The sequence below is a fragment of the Kribbella sp. NPDC048928 genome (assembly GCF_043197975.1).
Taxonomy (GTDB): Bacteria; Actinomycetota; Actinomycetes; order Propionibacteriales; family Kribbellaceae; genus Kribbella.
Genome location: NZ_JBICUC010000002.1, coordinates 416921 through 432045, shown reverse-complemented (window position 1 = coordinate 432045; position 15125 = coordinate 416921). Strand labels below are relative to the sequence as shown.

At 67.1% G+C, this 15125-nt stretch carries 16 protein-coding genes and 2 tRNA genes; 6 read left to right on the top strand and 12 right to left on the bottom strand.

Annotated features, from left to right (window positions below):
* Nucleotides 1–3 precede the first annotated feature (3 nt).
* On the top strand, nt 4–591 hold the full coding sequence (locus tag ACGFI6_RS08935) for a class I SAM-dependent methyltransferase (protein ID WP_393116507.1): 588 nt from the start codon (nt 4–6) through the stop codon (nt 589–591).
* Nucleotides 588–986, top strand: a complete 399-nt coding sequence (locus ACGFI6_RS08930) for a GNAT family N-acetyltransferase (protein WP_393116505.1) — start codon at nt 588–590, stop codon at nt 984–986. Before ACGFI6_RS08935 ends, ACGFI6_RS08930 begins: the two co-directional genes overlap by 4 nt.
* Here the strand turns inward: ACGFI6_RS08930 and ACGFI6_RS08925 are convergent, their stop codons facing one another.
* The 4 genes from ACGFI6_RS08925 to ACGFI6_RS08910 form a co-directional block, all read right to left on the bottom strand.
* Entirely contained in the window at nt 987–1946 is a 960-nt protein-coding gene (locus tag ACGFI6_RS08925) for an acetylxylan esterase (protein ID WP_393116503.1), read from the bottom strand.
* 4 nt (nt 1947–1950) lie between these two features.
* The gene (locus tag ACGFI6_RS08920) at nt 1951–2409 is read right to left on the bottom strand and encodes a hypothetical protein (RefSeq protein WP_393116501.1); all 459 of its coding nucleotides are present in this window, start codon (nt 2407–2409) and stop codon (nt 1951–1953) included.
* Between the two features lie 34 nt (nt 2410–2443).
* Nucleotides 2444–3415: a hypothetical protein gene (locus ACGFI6_RS08915; protein WP_393116500.1), complete on the bottom strand. Its 972-nt coding sequence runs from the start codon at nt 3413–3415 to the stop codon at nt 2444–2446.
* A 69-nt stretch (nt 3416–3484) separates the two neighbouring features.
* Complete coding sequence (locus ACGFI6_RS08910) at nt 3485–5062, bottom strand: LCP family protein (RefSeq protein ID WP_393116498.1); 1578 nt, start codon at nt 5060–5062, stop codon at nt 3485–3487.
* A gap of 310 nt (nt 5063–5372) precedes the next feature.
* On the opposite strand from ACGFI6_RS08910, the gene ACGFI6_RS08905 reads away from it, so the two are divergent.
* Nucleotides 5373–5462, top strand: a tRNA-Ser gene (locus ACGFI6_RS08905).
* Between the two features lie 187 nt (nt 5463–5649).
* On the opposite strand, the gene ACGFI6_RS08900 is transcribed toward ACGFI6_RS08905, so the two are convergent.
* The 5 genes from ACGFI6_RS08900 to ACGFI6_RS08880 form a co-directional block, all read right to left on the bottom strand.
* Nucleotides 5650–6546, bottom strand: coding sequence for an LLM class flavin-dependent oxidoreductase (locus tag ACGFI6_RS08900; protein WP_393116496.1), 897 nt, complete (start codon nt 6544–6546; stop codon nt 5650–5652).
* Nucleotides 6547–6690: 144 nt separating this feature from the next.
* On the bottom strand, nt 6691–8574 hold the full coding sequence (locus ACGFI6_RS08895; protein ID WP_393116494.1) for a phosphoenolpyruvate carboxykinase (GTP): 1884 nt from the start codon (nt 8572–8574) through the stop codon (nt 6691–6693).
* A 327-nt stretch (nt 8575–8901) separates the two neighbouring features.
* Complete coding sequence (locus tag ACGFI6_RS08890) at nt 8902–10185, bottom strand: hypothetical protein (RefSeq protein WP_393116493.1); 1284 nt, start codon at nt 10183–10185, stop codon at nt 8902–8904.
* Entirely contained in the window at nt 10182–10772 is a 591-nt protein-coding gene (locus ACGFI6_RS08885; protein ID WP_393116491.1) for a hypothetical protein, read from the bottom strand. The genes ACGFI6_RS08890 and ACGFI6_RS08885 overlap by 4 nt, the downstream gene beginning before the upstream one ends.
* A 149-nt stretch (nt 10773–10921) precedes the next feature.
* Complete coding sequence (locus ACGFI6_RS08880) at nt 10922–11476, bottom strand: hypothetical protein (protein WP_393116489.1); 555 nt, start codon at nt 11474–11476, stop codon at nt 10922–10924.
* Between the two features lie 114 nt (nt 11477–11590).
* Between ACGFI6_RS08880 and ACGFI6_RS08875 the strand changes: the two genes are divergently transcribed.
* A tRNA-Arg gene (locus tag ACGFI6_RS08875) sits at nt 11591–11663 on the top strand.
* Nucleotides 11664–11679: 16 nt separating this feature from the next.
* On the opposite strand, the gene ACGFI6_RS08870 is transcribed toward ACGFI6_RS08875, so the two are convergent.
* Nucleotides 11680–12294, bottom strand: a complete 615-nt coding sequence (locus ACGFI6_RS08870) for a hypothetical protein (RefSeq protein ID WP_393116487.1) — start codon at nt 12292–12294, stop codon at nt 11680–11682.
* Here ACGFI6_RS08870 and ACGFI6_RS08865 point away from each other — a divergent pair.
* On the top strand, nt 12293–12781 hold the full coding sequence (locus ACGFI6_RS08865) for a nucleotidyltransferase domain-containing protein (protein ID WP_393116486.1): 489 nt from the start codon (nt 12293–12295) through the stop codon (nt 12779–12781). The two genes, ACGFI6_RS08870 and ACGFI6_RS08865, sit on opposite strands and share 2 nt — an antisense overlap.
* Nucleotides 12782–12799: 18 nt before the next feature.
* On the opposite strand, the gene ACGFI6_RS08860 is transcribed toward ACGFI6_RS08865, so the two are convergent.
* The gene (locus ACGFI6_RS08860; protein WP_393116484.1) at nt 12800–13426 is read right to left on the bottom strand and encodes a hypothetical protein; all 627 of its coding nucleotides are present in this window, start codon (nt 13424–13426) and stop codon (nt 12800–12802) included.
* Here ACGFI6_RS08860 and ACGFI6_RS08855 point away from each other — a divergent pair.
* Complete coding sequence (locus tag ACGFI6_RS08855) at nt 13425–14126, top strand: tyrosine-protein phosphatase (protein ID WP_393116482.1); 702 nt, start codon at nt 13425–13427, stop codon at nt 14124–14126. The two genes, ACGFI6_RS08860 and ACGFI6_RS08855, sit on opposite strands and share 2 nt — an antisense overlap.
* Nucleotides 14127–14129: 3 nt before the next feature.
* Here the strand turns inward: ACGFI6_RS08855 and ACGFI6_RS08850 are convergent, their stop codons facing one another.
* Entirely contained in the window at nt 14130–15035 is a 906-nt protein-coding gene (locus ACGFI6_RS08850; protein WP_393116480.1) for a phytanoyl-CoA dioxygenase family protein, read from the bottom strand.
* Between the last annotated feature and the right edge of the window lie 90 nt (nt 15036–15125).

Below are 15125 nucleotides of genomic sequence, written 5' to 3'. Positions count from 1 at the left end.
CGGATGCGCGAACGCTGGAACCACAACATCCACTACCACCCGAAGATCTTGCAGGCAGTCCCGGACGGCGCCGAGCGCGCGCTGGACATCGGGTGCGGCGAGGGCATGCTTGCGCGTGAGCTCCGCGAGGTCGTACCGGATGTCACCGGGATCGACCTCGACGCACCGAGCCTCGAGCTGGCGCGTGGGTACGGCGACGGCGTCTCGTACGTGCACGGAGACTTCCTGGAATACCCGTTGGAGTCTGCGTCGTACGACATGATCGGGTCCGTCGCGACCTTGCACCATGTGGACGCCCGCGTCGGGCTTCTCCGGATGCGTGAGTTGCTGCGCCCGGGCGGAGCGCTCGTGGTCGTAGGTCTTGCCCGTACGAGGCTGCCGCGCGATCTGCCGTACGAGGTCGCGGGAATGGTTGTCGGGACGGCCCATCGCGCAGTCAAGGGCTACTGGCAGCACTCCGCGCCGCTCGTGTGGCCGCCACCGATGACGTTCCCGGAGATGCGCGATCTGGCAGTTGACGTGCTGCCCGGCGCCACGTACCGGCGGCACCTCCTCTACCGCTACTCCATCACCTGGAAGAAGCCCACATGATCAGCGTTCCGGATGGTGTGTTGCTTGGGCGGGCTGTGCGGCGGTTTATGGGGGGTGAGGCTGGTGCGGATTATCTCGGGATGCCGGGGACCTTGGTGTTTGTGGCTACTGAGGATGCGGAGCTGACTGGGTGGTGCTGGGGGGCTTGGATCGGGCGGCCTGATGGTACGTCGATGGTCTACCTGCATCAGGTCGAGGTTGCTGAATCGCACCGCAGGAAAGGGATTGCGCGGGGACTCGTCACTGCGTTCATGAGTGCGGGGCGCGAGGCGGGTGCTACCAAGATGTTTCTCACCACAGGTGCGCACAACACTCCGGCGCAGAGGCTGTACACCTCTCTGGGCGGCGGGCGAGCCACCCAAGGAGCGACAGAGAATTACTGGTTCCTGTTGTAGTCAGAGGTTGGTGGTTATCAGTTGGTGGATGTCGTCGTGAGCCCCGGGGAGGTCGTCGTGGCCGAAGTCGGGGTAGAGGCGTAGTGCCTTCGGGGACTGGATCTTGTTGTACGCGGCGAACTGGGTGGACGGCGGGCAGATCTGGTCCTCCAGGCCGACGAACAGCGTGACCTCGGCCTGGATTCGTGAAGCCAGGTGCTGCACGTCGATGTAGCCGAGCGTGTTGAACACCTCGTCCTGCCGCAGATGCCGCGGGTCGCGCTTGCGGAACCAGGTGACGATCTCGTCGTACGGCGACGTCTCCAGATTCAGGTCCCAGGTCCGCTGGTAGTCGCACAGGAACGGGTACACGCTCGCGCAGTACTTGATCGTCGGCGTCAGCGCGGCCGCAACCAGCGACAGCCCGCCGCCCTGGCTCCACCCGGTGGACGCGATCCGCGACGCGTCGACCTCCGGCAGGGCGCCGATGATGTCCGCCAGCCGGCGTGTGTCCAGGAAAACGTGCTTGTACAGCAGCCCGTCCGGACCGTCATCCAGGCCGTGCACCAGATGATGATGCAGCGAGAAGCTGTTCGCCGCCTGTGACGGCGTACGGAAACCGACCTGCTCGCGGACATCGAGCGCCGCGACCGTGAACCCGCGGGCCGCGTACGGCAGCAGGTCGACCCATTTCGGCTGCTCGCCGCCGTAGCCGTGGAACAGCAGCACCGCCGGCCCGACGGGATCAGCCGGCCGCACCACCTTCGCGTGCACGCGGTAGCCACCGGTGCCGGTGAAGTACAGGTGCTGGGCGACGGCCCTGGTCAGCGGGAAGTCGTCGGCGTCGACGAACTCCGCGTCGGCCGGCACCTCGTCGAGGGCGAGCAACGCCCGGTCCCAGAACGCATCGAAGTCCGCGGGCCGCGGGTTCGTGCCCTGATAGGTCAGTAGTTCGTCGTACGACAGCTCGAAGGAAAGCACCGGATCATTCTGCGCCGCCGGTGTCCTCCGGAACAGTTCCGTCCCAGATCGTGTACCCGTGGGCGGCGTTCAGCTTGTCGCGCAGCACGGTCTCCAGCGTCGGGAGCTGCTTCGGCACCAGCCACGAGACCGGCAGCAGGATCGGCTGGTCGGCCAGCTTGGTACGCAGCACGATCGCCTCGCCGTGGGTGGTCTCGACCCGGCCGACCTCGGTGATGTCGGTCCATGCCGTCCGTACGCCGCGGACCTCGATCTCCCGGTCGCGCAACTGCGCGACCTTCGGCGGCCGGGCCAGGATCCAGACGCCGGCCAGCGTGATCAGCCCCCCGAGGGTGACGAACACCGACACCGCGACGGCGGGCAGCCCGAACGCCCAGAGCACGGCGGCCACCCCGAGAATGATCAGCCCGGCGGCCAGGATCCCGAGGAATCGGCCCGCCCGCATCCGGTACGTCGTACGCATCAACACAGGATCTCATCCGGCCGGGCCGACCGCCTCAGAAGGCTTCCGTCTCCGAGGTCGGAGCGTTCCCGTACGGGGTCTTCGTCAGGCTGATCGTCCAGTTGTACGAGCCGTCGAACCGGTCGTCGTACTTCGAGTACGAGCAGTCCTCGGTGAACCGGTGGTTCTTCGCGTCCCAGCTCGTCCCGGACTTGAAGTAGACCCAGTAGTCGCCGCGGATCCCGCGCAGCGTCGCCTTGCTGTTCGCCCGGACGTAGATCGATGCCTGCGGTGCCTTCGGGCTGCTCGGCGCCACCACGATCACCACGTCGCTGCCCGCGTTGTTGATCGCGAGCGACGCCGCGCCCCGCGAGCCCGAACGCTGGAACACGTCGCCGTTCTTGCCGCGGCCGCCGATCACGGCCGGAGCGACCGGCTTGGCCGGCACCGACAACGCGCCGAACTTCACGCCCCTCCCGATCGACTTCTGGACACTCTGCGCGAGCCCGGCGAACGCGGTCCGCACGCCGCTCTTGGCCTGGTACAGCCGTACTTCGAGCGACTTCGGGAGACCGCAGCCGGTCTTCGTCGCGCCAGCCTCGGTCAGCTGCGTACTGACCTCCCCGGCATAGGCGTCGAAGGCGTCCAGTACGGCAGGATGCGCGGTCACCAGACCGCGCGGCGGGGTGATCTTCGCGAGCGCGCCGCGTTCGATCAGGACGGCGGCGGCCAGCTGCTTGCGGCTCGCGTCGAAGGCGGCCACCGTCGTCGCGTTCATCACGCGGGCGACGCTCGGCTTCAGGACCTTCTCGACATTCGTCAGCGCGCGCTGGTACATCGGCACCGAGAGCGCGACCGGGGCCGGCGTCGGTTTCGGCTTGGGCGCGGTCGTATTAGGTGGTGGCGCGCTCGTCGCCGTACTGCCGGCAGAGGGCGCGTCAGCACTCTCCGGCTTGCTGCTACTGCATCCCGCACTCGCCAGGATCGCGACCCCGGCGACAACCGCCAACGAACGCCTCACAGTCACCCCCAGATGTGACCGATTTTCACTTTGGGCCAATCCTTCACCCGGAGGGGTTCACGCAGGCGGTTCGGCTCAGTTCCCGGTGCCGGTCTCGCTCGGGTTGTAGGCGCACGCGTCGGCCAGGTTCTCGGCGGTTCCCGGGGTGGTCTTCGTCGGCGTCGGCTTCTTCGTGGTGGCGCCGCTGGTCGGCTTCTTGGTCGGCTTCACCGTCGGCTTGGTGGTCGGCGCCGGCGGGTTCAGCGACTTCTGGACGATCTTCTGCATCGCCTCGTAGTCGGGGTTCTTGCCGCTCGGGAAGTTCTTGTCCTTGTCCAGGTCGATGTTGGTGACCTTGGCGTTCTTCACCTTGAGACCGAGCTGGACGAACGCGCCCAGCAGCTCCCCGGGGATGTCGGTCCGGAGCAGTTCCTTGCCGGCCTTCGCGATCTCCTGGTACTTCGTCACCAGCGCCTGCGGGTTCGCACTGTTCACCAGCGCGTGGATCGTGCAGCGCTGCCGCTCCTGGCGGGACGGGTCGCTGAGGCCGTACCGGCCGCGGGCGAACCACAGCGCGTGATAGCCGTCGAGCTTCTGGTTCGCACCTGGCTCGATGTAGCCGCTCGGGAGCTTGTGCCCGTTCGTCCCCGGGCCCTCGCCGTAGTCGCCGCCGATCGGCACCCGGTAGTTGACGTTCACGGTGATCCCACCGAGCGCGTCGATGATCTGCTTGAAGCCGGCCAGGTTGACCTGCATGTAGTAGTCGATGTCCAGGCCGAGCGCGGCGCTCGCGGCCAGCTTCACCGCGTCCGCGCCCTCGTTGTCGGTCTGGCCGAGGATCCCCGGGTGCTCCTTGGGAATGTTGTCGTACATCGCGTCGAGGTAGTACTCCGGCTGCTCGGTGTTGCCCTTGCTCGGGTCCCAGAACCCGTCCGGGTAGACCTTGTGCAGCGGCGAGTCGGCCGGGAACGGCATCCGCATCCAGTTCCGGCTGAGCGAGATCAGCGAGGTGTTACCGGTTTTGGTGTCGATGCTGGCCACGATCACCGTGTCGGTCCGGACACCGGTCCGGCCGACGCCGTCGTCGGCGCCGAGCAGCAGCAGGTTCAGCCGCGGGATCTTCGCCCACGGGTCGTTCTTGTTGGTCACCTTCGGCCGGGTCGCGCTCTTCGAGTTGCCCTCGGACTTGAAGACGCTGCCGACCAGGTCGCGCTGCGCCATCACGGTCTGCGCCGCGACGGTGGTCGGTACGGCGATCGCGAAACACAGCAGCCCGACGAACATCGAGCCGGCCAGCCGCCCGGTGTAGGTCATGCTGACCGGGCGGATCAGCTTGTGCGAGGCCACCACGACCCAGATCCAGCAGACGCCGAGCACGACGACCGCGCCGGTCGCGATCAGCAGCTGCCGCGGCGAGACCGCCAGGGCCAGTACCGAGTCACGCTTCGCGATCCCGAAATACGCGGCGATCAGCAGCAGGCCGATGCTCAGCGTCAGTACGAACGCACCGAGCTTCTTCCGGCCGCCCATCAGCAGCCCCGACCCCGGGACCAGGGCACTGACCAAGGTCAGGCCGATCGCCTTCGACGCCGAACGGGCGCGGTGCGAGCGGGCCCGGACCCGGGAGGCGCGTGGTGCTGACCTCCGACCGGCAGCGCGAGTACTCCGCGTCATGGCTCCGTTCCCTGATCGACGACGTCACGGCCCCTGCGTCGGCCGCACGCAGCGGCCCACGGTACTTCAGACGCCCACGACAGCAAGTTGGTTGACGTGTTGGCTGACGTGATGCTGGCGACCCCCGTCGATGTCCGCCAGCGTACAGGGGCACCGGGCGACCACCACACGTGCCGTACCACCCACCGAGCGTGCCCACCGCCCCGCCCTGCCCGGCGTCGAGCGTGCCTGGCGCCCCGCTTTGCTCGCGGACCGGTCGAGCAGATAGTCTTGGCCCTCGTCGCGTCTACTCGTTGAGTGGACCGTCGGAGGAGGCGTCGCCTAGTCCGGTCGATGGCGCCCGCCTGCTAAGCGGGTTGAGGGTAATCCCCTCTCGCGAGTTCAAATCTCGCCGCCTCCGCTCTGGGAGCTCTTTGCCTGCAAAAAGCGCAGGCAAAGAGCTCCGGTTATTTCTTCCGGGGGTGCAACCCCCGGGCCCCGCCCGGAGGGGCTTCGCCCCCCGGACCCCCCGCTGGGTGTTCTACGCGGGGATGTGGTGTCGCGGGGATGTGGTTTGGCGGGGTCCTGTGCTGCTCGTGCTCGGGGTGCTAGTCGTGTTGGCGGTATGCGGCTGCTGCCTGTGCTATCTGCTCTATGGAGCGTGGCGTCATTGGTTCTGGGGAGATGATGGCGTGGTTGATGCCTCGTTGCTCGTAGGCCTCTAGTGCTTTGGGCAGGTCTTGTACTGGGATGGCGTTTGGGCTGGATTCCGCTGACGGTTGGTCGGGGTCGCGGACGATCAGGCCTGCGGTACGGGAGATGTCGTCGGCCGGGCGGTTTGCGGTTTTGAGGGCGTCGTCCAGGGTTTGCAGACGGTCGTCCAGTTTTTCTGAGGGGGTGCCGTACCAGGCTGTGTTCCAGGCGTCGGCCCATTGGGTGATCAGGCGGAGCATGCGGGGGCGGTGGCCGGCGACGAGGATCGGGATGCGGTGCGGTGGGGCCGGGTCGAGGGTTGCTTCCTGGACCTTGTAGTAGGTGCCGTTGTAGGTGACTGTCTCGCCTCGGATGAGGCGTGCGACGATCTCGAGCCACTCCTCGAATCGTCCTACCCGGTGATCTGTCGGTAGGCCGAAGGCCTCGTACTCGGGGTCGTGCCAGCCGGCGCCTACGCCGAGGGTCAGGCGTCCGCCGGAGACCTCGTCGAGGGTCGCCGCCATCTTTGCCGTCAGGCCGGGGTCCCGGAACGAGGCGCAGAGCACCATGTTGCCTAGCTCAACCTTTTCGGTGACCGCGGCGACCGCGGTCAGCAAGGTCCAGCTGTCGTGCATGCCGAAGACCTGGCCGTCGGCGTCCCGGTACAAGAAATGGTCCGCGATCCAGACCGAGTCCAGCCCGCCCTGCTCGGCCGCCTCGGCGACCGCCCGTACGTCCTTCCACCCCGGCATCCCGCCGCCCGGTCCGTCGCCGGCACCGAGGGGGAGCATCACACCGATCTTCATTCGCATGCCGTCAACGTACGGCGACCGCACCGGCAAAGGACAGCATCGCGGGCGGGGCTCCGGAAAAGCACAGCGCGGCGCCCCGGCGGATGAGCCGGGGCGCCGCGCTGTTGTCCGGCCACTGGCTTCCGAAACAGCGGCCGGCGTTCGTCAGCCCAGACGGGCCTTCAGGTTGTCCAGCTCGCTCCGCAGCGAGGCCGGGACGGTGTCGCCGAGCTTGGCGAACCACTCCTCGATCAGCGGGAGCTCGGCCTTCCACTCCTCGGCGTCGACGTCGAGGGCGATCTCGAGATCCCGGGCGGTCAGGTCCAGTCCGGTGACGTCCAGAGCGTCCGCCGCCGGCACCCGGCCGATCGGCGTCTCGACCGCGTCCGCCTGGCCCTCGATCCGCTCGATGACCCACTTCAGCACGCGGCTGTTCTCACCGAAGCCCGGCCAGACGAACTTGCCTTCGGCGTCCTTGCGGAACCAGTTCACGTAGAAGATCTTCGGCAGTTGCGCCGCGTCGTGCTGCTTGCCGACGGTCAGCCAGTGGTCGAAGTACTGCCCCGCGTCGTACCCGAGGAACGGCAGCATCGCCATCGGGTCCCGCCGGACGACGCCGACCTGGCCGACGGCCGCGGCGGTCGTCTCCGAGGACAGCGTCGCGCCCATGAAGACACCGTGCGCCCAGTCGCGGGACTCGGTCACCAGCGGGACGGTGGTCGCGCGCCGGCCGCCGAAGATGATCGCGGAGATCGGTACGCCGTTCGGGTCGTCGTACTCGTCGGCGATGATCGGGCACTGCTTGATCGGCGTACAGAACCTGCTGTTCGGGTGGCTGGACAGCTCGCCCGACTCGGGCGTCCACTCGCGGCCCTTCCAGTCGGTCAGGTGGTCCGGCGGGGTCGGCGAGTAGCCCTCCCACCAGACGTCGCCGTCGTCGGTCAGCGCGACGTTGGTGAAGACCGAGTTGCCCTTCTCGATGGTGCGCATCGCGTTCGGGTTCGTCTTCCAGCCGGTGCCGGGGGCAACACCGAACAGGCCGAACTCCGGGTTCACCGCGTACAGCCGGCCGTCCGCGCCGAACCGCATCCAGGCGATGTCGTCGCCGAGCGTCTCGACCTCCCAGCCGTCCAGCGTCGGGTCGAGCATCGCCAGGTTGGTCTTGCCGCAGGCGCTCGGGAACGCCGCCGCGACGTAGTGCACCTTCTTCTCCGGCGAGATCAGCTTCAGGATCAGCATGTGCTCGGCCAGCCAGCCCTCGTCGCGGGCCATCGCGCTCGCGATCCGCAGCGAGTAGCACTTCTTGCCGAGCAGCGAGTTGCCGCCGTACCCGGATCCGTACGACCAGATCGCGCGCTCCTCCGGGAACTGCACGATGTACTTCTCGTCGTTGCACGGCCACGGGACGTCCTGCTGGCCGGCCTCGAGCGGGGCGCCGACGGAGTGCAGGCAGGGGACGTACGGCGCGTCGGCACCCATGGCCGCGAGCACGTCCGCACCGGTGCGCGCCATGATGCGCATCGACGCGACCACGTACGCGGAGTCGGTGATCTCCACGCCGAACATCGGCTTCTCGGCGGTCAGCGGGCCCATGCAGAACGGGACGACGTACATCGTCCGGCCGCGCATCGCGCCGCGGTACAGCCCGGTCAGCGTCGCCTTCATCTCGGCCGGGTCGACCCAGTTGTTGGTCGGACCCGCGTCCTTCTCCGCGGCCGAGCAGATGAACGTACGCTGCTCGACCCGCGCGACGTCGGCTGGATCGGTGCGTACCCAGAACGAGTTCGGCTTCTTCTCGTCGTTCAGCCGGACCATGGTGCCGGCCGCGATCAGTTCGCCGGTGAGCTTCGCGTACTCCGCCTCCGAGCCGTCGACCCAGTGGATCCGGTCGGGCTGGGTGAGTTCGGCGACCTCGGCGACCCAGGCGAGCAGGCCGGTGTGCTGCGTCGGGGCGTTGCTCAGGTCGTACGTCCGGCGGTCCTCGAGGGGGTCCGTGGAGTCGGCTCGGTGGTCGGCTTTGGTACGGGTCGGATTGGCGATGGTCGTCATTCGCAGCTCATTTCCCCTCTCGGCTGCCGGGATCCGGCGGCGTCCGGCCCTTCGACGCTGAAGGCGGTACGGCGTCCGGCCGCCGGGGTCTCCGGCGGGTCGCTGCAGCTGGCTGGCGGTGTGATCTGTCGCATACCAGTCGATCCAGTGGATACATACCAGTTTGCAAGTGGTACTAACCGTACGCGACCGACCCCGGGTCTGAGAACCGCCTGGAAGTGAACCCGGTCACAAAGTTTCCGCGACAATCGCTTTCCCGTGCCGCTTGTGAAAAAGAGAACGGCCCGCGCTGTCTGCGCGGGCCGTTCCGGGAGATTTTGCGGTGCGTCAGCTGGTCTGCCGCCAGATGTCGTTCACGACTCGCTGGACGTCCGGCGCCTCGGCGGGCTGGCCGTAGACCATCGCGCCGACCAGCCACCACTGGCCACCGCTCTGGAACGCGTGCGTCATCGTGATCGTGTACGGCGTCTTGGCCGACACGGTCAGCCAGGTTCGCCCGTCCTTCGCGGTCGCCGGCGCCGTGGCCTTGAACGTCTTCGTCCACTCTTGGTCGAAGGACGGCCGGTCGGCCAAGCACTTGGCAAGGTTCGCGCACGGGTGCAGCGCAATCTGCGCCTGCATCGCGTTCTTCAGGCCGCCCGGCGCGTAGTCGTTCTTGGTCATGATCTTGCGCAGGACCAGCTGCGACGACTCGCCGAGGAAGCTCACCAGCGGCGGCCGCGGCCAGCCGATCGGGAACGGGAGCTCGGCATTGGCGACCACCTGGACGTCGGCGCCGGCCGGGTAGGCCGCGCCGAAGATGCCGGCGGAACCGTCCGGGCGCTTGTACGGCGCGGTGGTCACGAGCTTGGTCGCCGGGATCAGCACGGTCTCCGGGTACGCCTCCGGCGTGACGACCGGCGCCGGGTCGGTGGCCTCGGCCGGATCGTCCTTCACCGCGCTACCGATCGCGGTGCCGATCGAGTACGCGATGGTGAACACGATCAGCACCACGACCGCGACCACGGCGTACACCCAGGCCCCGATCTTCCGCCGGTACTGGCGTGCGATCTCGATCCGGGATGGCTGGTGCTCGGGTGTCGGGGACGCTTGGTTCGGCTCGTCGGCCTGGTCCGCTGCGGCCGGGCGCTCGGCGTACGACGGGATGCTGCTCTGCTGGGACCTGGATTGTGGGGCGCTGTTCGGGGCCGGGTTGTGGTGGGGGTCGGCGCCGGGCGGGGCGGTCGGCTGCATTGCTCCGTACTGGCTGAGCTGGACCCGGACCGCGCTCAGTGCGTCCTCGTCGTTGCCGACGATCCCGTCGAGCGGGTCGATCAGGCGCTCGGCGCCGGTCTGCCCGTGGATCAGTTGGGTGATCGCGTACGGGCGTGCGGAGGTGAAGTTCGCCGCCCACAGCGGGGTCTCCTGCCGGCCGGGGACCAGTGCGGCGTCACGGCTGGATCCGCTGAGCCGGTCGACCACGGTCTGGTTGCGGGCGCCGTCGTCGGTGAGGACGAGAGCGATCACCTCCATGCCGGTGAACGACCGGCCGTGCCACAGCTCCGCGAGCGGGTGCAGCAGGATCCGCTGGTCCAGTTGGTAGCCGGGGATCTCCGGCGCGCTGTCGTTCACTTGCTCTCCCAGATGGCGCGGTCCGCGAGTGCCAGTGCCGCGCTCTGCGCGATGTCGCCGTCGACCGGGTTGGCCGTGTAGTCCACCAGTACGACGACATCCGCGTGCTGCACGAGTGCGCGCACCTTCCACGACTCACCGGCCAGCCCGCTGTGGGTCCGGCTGACCTTGGTCGGATACGGACGGTCGCCCTCGAGGTTCTTGAACGGCGAGCGGGTGAACGTACGGCTCGCCACCTGATGCGGCGTGTACGGCGCGTTTCCGGCGCCGGCGTCCTGCCCGCCGTACGGGGTGATGGTGACCTTCACGTTGGCCGCTGTGTACGCCCGTACTTTCGCGCGCGAACTGGCCGCCTGGCAGGTGATCGCCGACGTACCGCCCCCGGCCATCGTCACCGGACCGCCCGATGCCTCAGGCAACAGCTTCGCGACGTCGCCGAGCCGGGCGCACAGATCGGCTGGTAGCGCCCGCGCCGGCACGATGTCCTTCGGTGTCACCGGCTCCCCGACCGCGAACCCGACCCCACCGCCGATCAGCGCAGCCACACCGCACCCGATCGCCGTACCGCGCCCCAGCCGACTACCCATGCCCGCGACCCTAGCCACGCGAAGGTCCTCTCTGACCCCTCAACCACCGAACGGTGCCCGCGGACAGCCAACGGTGGGTGTGGACAAGCGATAGCGTGTTCACACCCACCGCGGGTTGGACACACCCCCGACAGTTGGCCTCGGGCCGGTCAGCCGAGCAGCGTCTGGACGGACCCGCCGGACTCGGTGAGCTTGGTGCCGAGGCCCTTCAGCGCTTCGCCGACCGTGGCGAGAATGCCGGAGAGGTCCTGCAGATTGCCCGCCAGACTCTCGATCTCAGTGGCGACCCCGCCGATCTGACCACTGCCGTCGTTCAGCTTCTTCGCCGCCGCGTCACCGATCCCCGGGATCTTGTCCAGCTCGCCGGCCAGCCCCGCGAGCATCCCGGCCGCGTCATGCAGTTTGTCCTTCGCCGCGTTCATCGTCCCGGCACTCCCGGTCAACGCCTTCCGCGCCCCACCCTCGCCGTCCTCCCCGACGAGCGCACCGGCCGCCTTCCCCGCCTGCTCCCCAGCGTCCGCCAGCCCCGTGCCGATCGTCTTCAACAGCTCCGGCAGCTTCCCGAGGAACCCGACCGCGTCATCCGGCAGCCCGCGCACCAGCTCCAGCACCTTCTGGAAGTCGTCCGAGTTCTCCATCACGAACCCGACCGCCTTCTTCACATCCCCCAGATCCCGCCCGCCCAGCAAGTCCTCAATTCCCATGCGCGGATCGTAGATCCCCACCACCCCAGCCCCCAGTACGCCGCGCACACCCCCACCCCCAAGCCGATTGGCAATCCACAGCCCCCTCCATGTATCGTTACTCGACGTTGTCCAGCGCTCGTAGCTCAACGGATAGAGCATCTGACTACGGATCAGAAGGTTGGGGGTTCGAATCCCTCCGAGCGCGCAGCAGAAACCCCAGGTCACGAGCTAGATGACCTGGGGTTTTCCTTGTCCGGGCTGCTCTTGCCAACGCGACTTCGGTGGCGGAGCTGGCCCATCCAGCGTCTTGCTTGGGCCGGGCGGGTGAAGTGGATGACATCACCGTCTGACAGGTCGGGGCGGGCGATCAGCGCGAGGCCCTCCTGACGGCGGGTCTCGTGAGATGCCCACGCCCATCGGAGCGGATGCTCGCTGTCGCGCCAAGCACCCAACCCGCCAGGCTGGTGCGCTCCGACAGGGCGGCGGAACAACTCAACGCAGACTGTTCGCCGCAGCACCCGCCACATCACCAGCAGCTTCGGGTAGTCCAGGAAGATCACGGTGTCGGCAGCGCCGTAGATGAGATCGTCTTCGTAGTACGGAGCGCCGTCCAAGATCCATCGCGGTTGGCGGGCCAGCCCGCCGAGGGCTTTTCGATAGTCGCGCGACCCGGGCACGCCGAGAGCATCGCGCTCGGTCAGAGGCAACCCAGTGCGAGTGGCCAACTCCCTGGACAGGGTTGATTTGCCGCTGCCAGCACAGCCAAAGACCACCACCCGCTCCACGCCCACCAGGATGCCACCGGCCTGTTCGCGGGCCGTTACGGTTCGTACCATGTCGCGAGTCAATGACCTCGATTTTGTCGAGCACGTTGTTACCCGCTTGGAGTCCGCCGGCATCAGAACTTGGCTGTTCGGTGGATGGGCGGCAGAACTGCTCGGCCTGAGCCTGCCGAGAGCACACAACGACGTCGACCTGCTGTACCCAGCCGACAGTTTCGAAGCGGTGAACGCGTTTCTTGCGACCGGGGGCGTCGACGAGATCACCGAGAAGCGGCTGCCGCACAAGCGCGGTTTCGAGACCGACGGAATCATGGTCGAACTCTTCCTGGTACAAACCCCAGAAGCCGGTCCGTTCACCGACTTCTGGGGTTTGACCCGCCACGAATGGCCCTCCAACGTGTTCGACATCCAGGCAGGAGGCTTTCGAGTAGCCAGCGCCATGTCAGTGCTTGGCTACCGGTCCGCATGGGACGCCCTACAGCCCACAGTGGACGGCAAACGAGTCACCTCGCAGGAATGGCTCGAGCACCACAACACCTGACCCGGCATCAGCCGGGACTCAGCCGACGAACGCGATCGCGTTGCCGTCCGGGTCGCGCATGATGAAGTCGGTGCCGCCCCACGCCTGTTTGGTCAGCTTCTGCACGATCTCGGCGGCCACGAACACCGGGTTGTCTACGAGCTTCAGGTGCAAGGTTGCGCCGTCGCGTGATATCGATCCGTAGAACGGCGGGTTGCCGTGCAAGAAGTCGATCCGGAATCCGAGCTGGTTCCGGTAGAACGTGGCTGAGACATTGACGTCGGCGACGTAGAGCACCGGTTTGGCACTCGCGACAGCTGTGTCCTGAGCCTTCGGTTGCTCGCTGGGCGGGGCCGTTTCCGTACTCGCCTTGAGCTCGGCCCAGCTGGCGCAGCCCGCTTCCAGGGCGATGATCTCTTGGGCTTCGGTCAGTGGAAACTTCAGCGCGAGTGCTTCGCGGTCGGACAACGTGCGATAGCGCGCGAGTTGTCGGATGCGACCGCCATTCGAGAAGTTCCCGCCGCGGTGCCACCGAACGAGCAGTTTCGCCTGCTTCTTGTACGTTTCGAGCTTGGGCATGCGAATTCGGCGGCCGGCGGCGCAACTGACACACTCGGCCGTGACCCCTAGATGAAGGAAGGTCCAGATATCCGTGAGCGGACGCATGCAGTTGACGTGGCCTGATTGTCTTAATGTTCGTGATCTTGGTGGTCTGCCTGCTGGTGACGGACGGCGGATTGCTGGTGGGGCGTTGATTCGCTCGGACAATCTCAGCCGGTTGACTGAGGCCGGTGTGACGGCGGTACGCGAGGCGTCCGTGAGCCGAATCATCGATGTGCGGACGCCACCGGAGTGCGACGGTGACCCGTCGCCGTTCGCGACGGACCCGGTCTATCGCAACATGCCTCTCTACGACGCCGACGATCCGTACGACCCGACCCTGAGTCTCGAACGGAGCTACATGGCGATGCTCGACCTCCACCCCGAGCTGTTCGCCGCTGCCGTCGGGGCGATCGCGGACGCGCCGGCCGGCGCAGTCGTCGTCCACTGTCATGCCGGGAAGGACCGCTCCGGGAACGTGGTCGCGCTGGCCTTGAGAGTCGCCGGAGTACCGGCCGAATCGGTCGCCGCCGACTACGCCCTCCTGGACGACCGCATGCGTGACCACTTCACCGAACAGCTTGCCCTCATCAACGACCCAGAAGAACGCAGCCAACTGGCCGAGTCCTTCACCGCTCGCCCAGAGACGATGCTCGCCGTACTTCAGCACCTCGAAGACCACTACGGCGGCGCCGAGGCGTACCTCCGTCAGGGCGGACTGGACGACAACCAGCTCACCGCGCTGAGAGCCCGACTGGTCGCATAGCGGTCAATCGGTCTGCCAAGGTGTGATGTCGAGGTTGGGGTACCGCTGCGCGATGCCGGTGAGGGTCTCGTTGGTCCAGTACGGGTGGCCGGGGGCGGGGAAGCCGAATAGTTCTAGCTGGCGTGGTGTGGCACGGTGGACGAACTCGTACCAGGCCGGTTCATGGCTGCGGATCGCCCAGCCGATGCGCTGACCCCAATCCGCTTCGGCCGGCCGAAAGATCAGCTGCATCGAGTACCGCGCGCCGAGGGTCTTCCGCAGTTCCGTGCCGCGGTGGAACGTACGGGTGTTGAACGCGATCACAGTTCCTGCCGGAGCAGATCCGGACTCCTCGGCGTCGTACAGGCGGGCGTTGTCGTCCGGGGATACGAAGTCGCCCGTACCGCCACTGCGCGGATAGAAGTTCGGATTCATCGGCAAGTCAGCGGTGTTTTCGTACGGCACGAGGTGCGGCGGCCCGAGCTCTTCCGGGACGTCGACGAGAAAGACGAACAGCTCGAGGTGTTGGTACCGGTCGTCCGTGGACGGCACCAGGACCGTCTGGTTCAGGTAGTCGCGGTGCAGTCCCTGGTCGTACGACGTGGCACCCGTGTACTTCGCCCAAGCCTCAGCAGACGACAGTCGCAAATCGGTCTGCCCGAGCAGCAACTCCGCGAGTTCCACAATCCTCGGATGTACGGCAAGCATGCTGAACTCGCTGCTGGCGAACGGAAAAGTGTCGATCCCGTCGAACTCGTCCTCGACATACCTCGACCGCCGTTCATCCGTACCGTCGTGGAATCCGTCGGCCGTCGGAAACATCGTCGCCAACTCCCCAAGCGCCGGCGCCAGATCCCCCGCCGACAAGAACCCAGGGATGATCGCAAATCCACGCGTTCTCCACTCGTCCACGACGTTCTCAGGCGACATACGATTACTCTGTCGAAATTCCAGCTCAGCAAGCAATCGGTTTTCGGCCGGCACCGGAGGGTTTCCCGTCCTGGATCGTCCTGCTGTGGC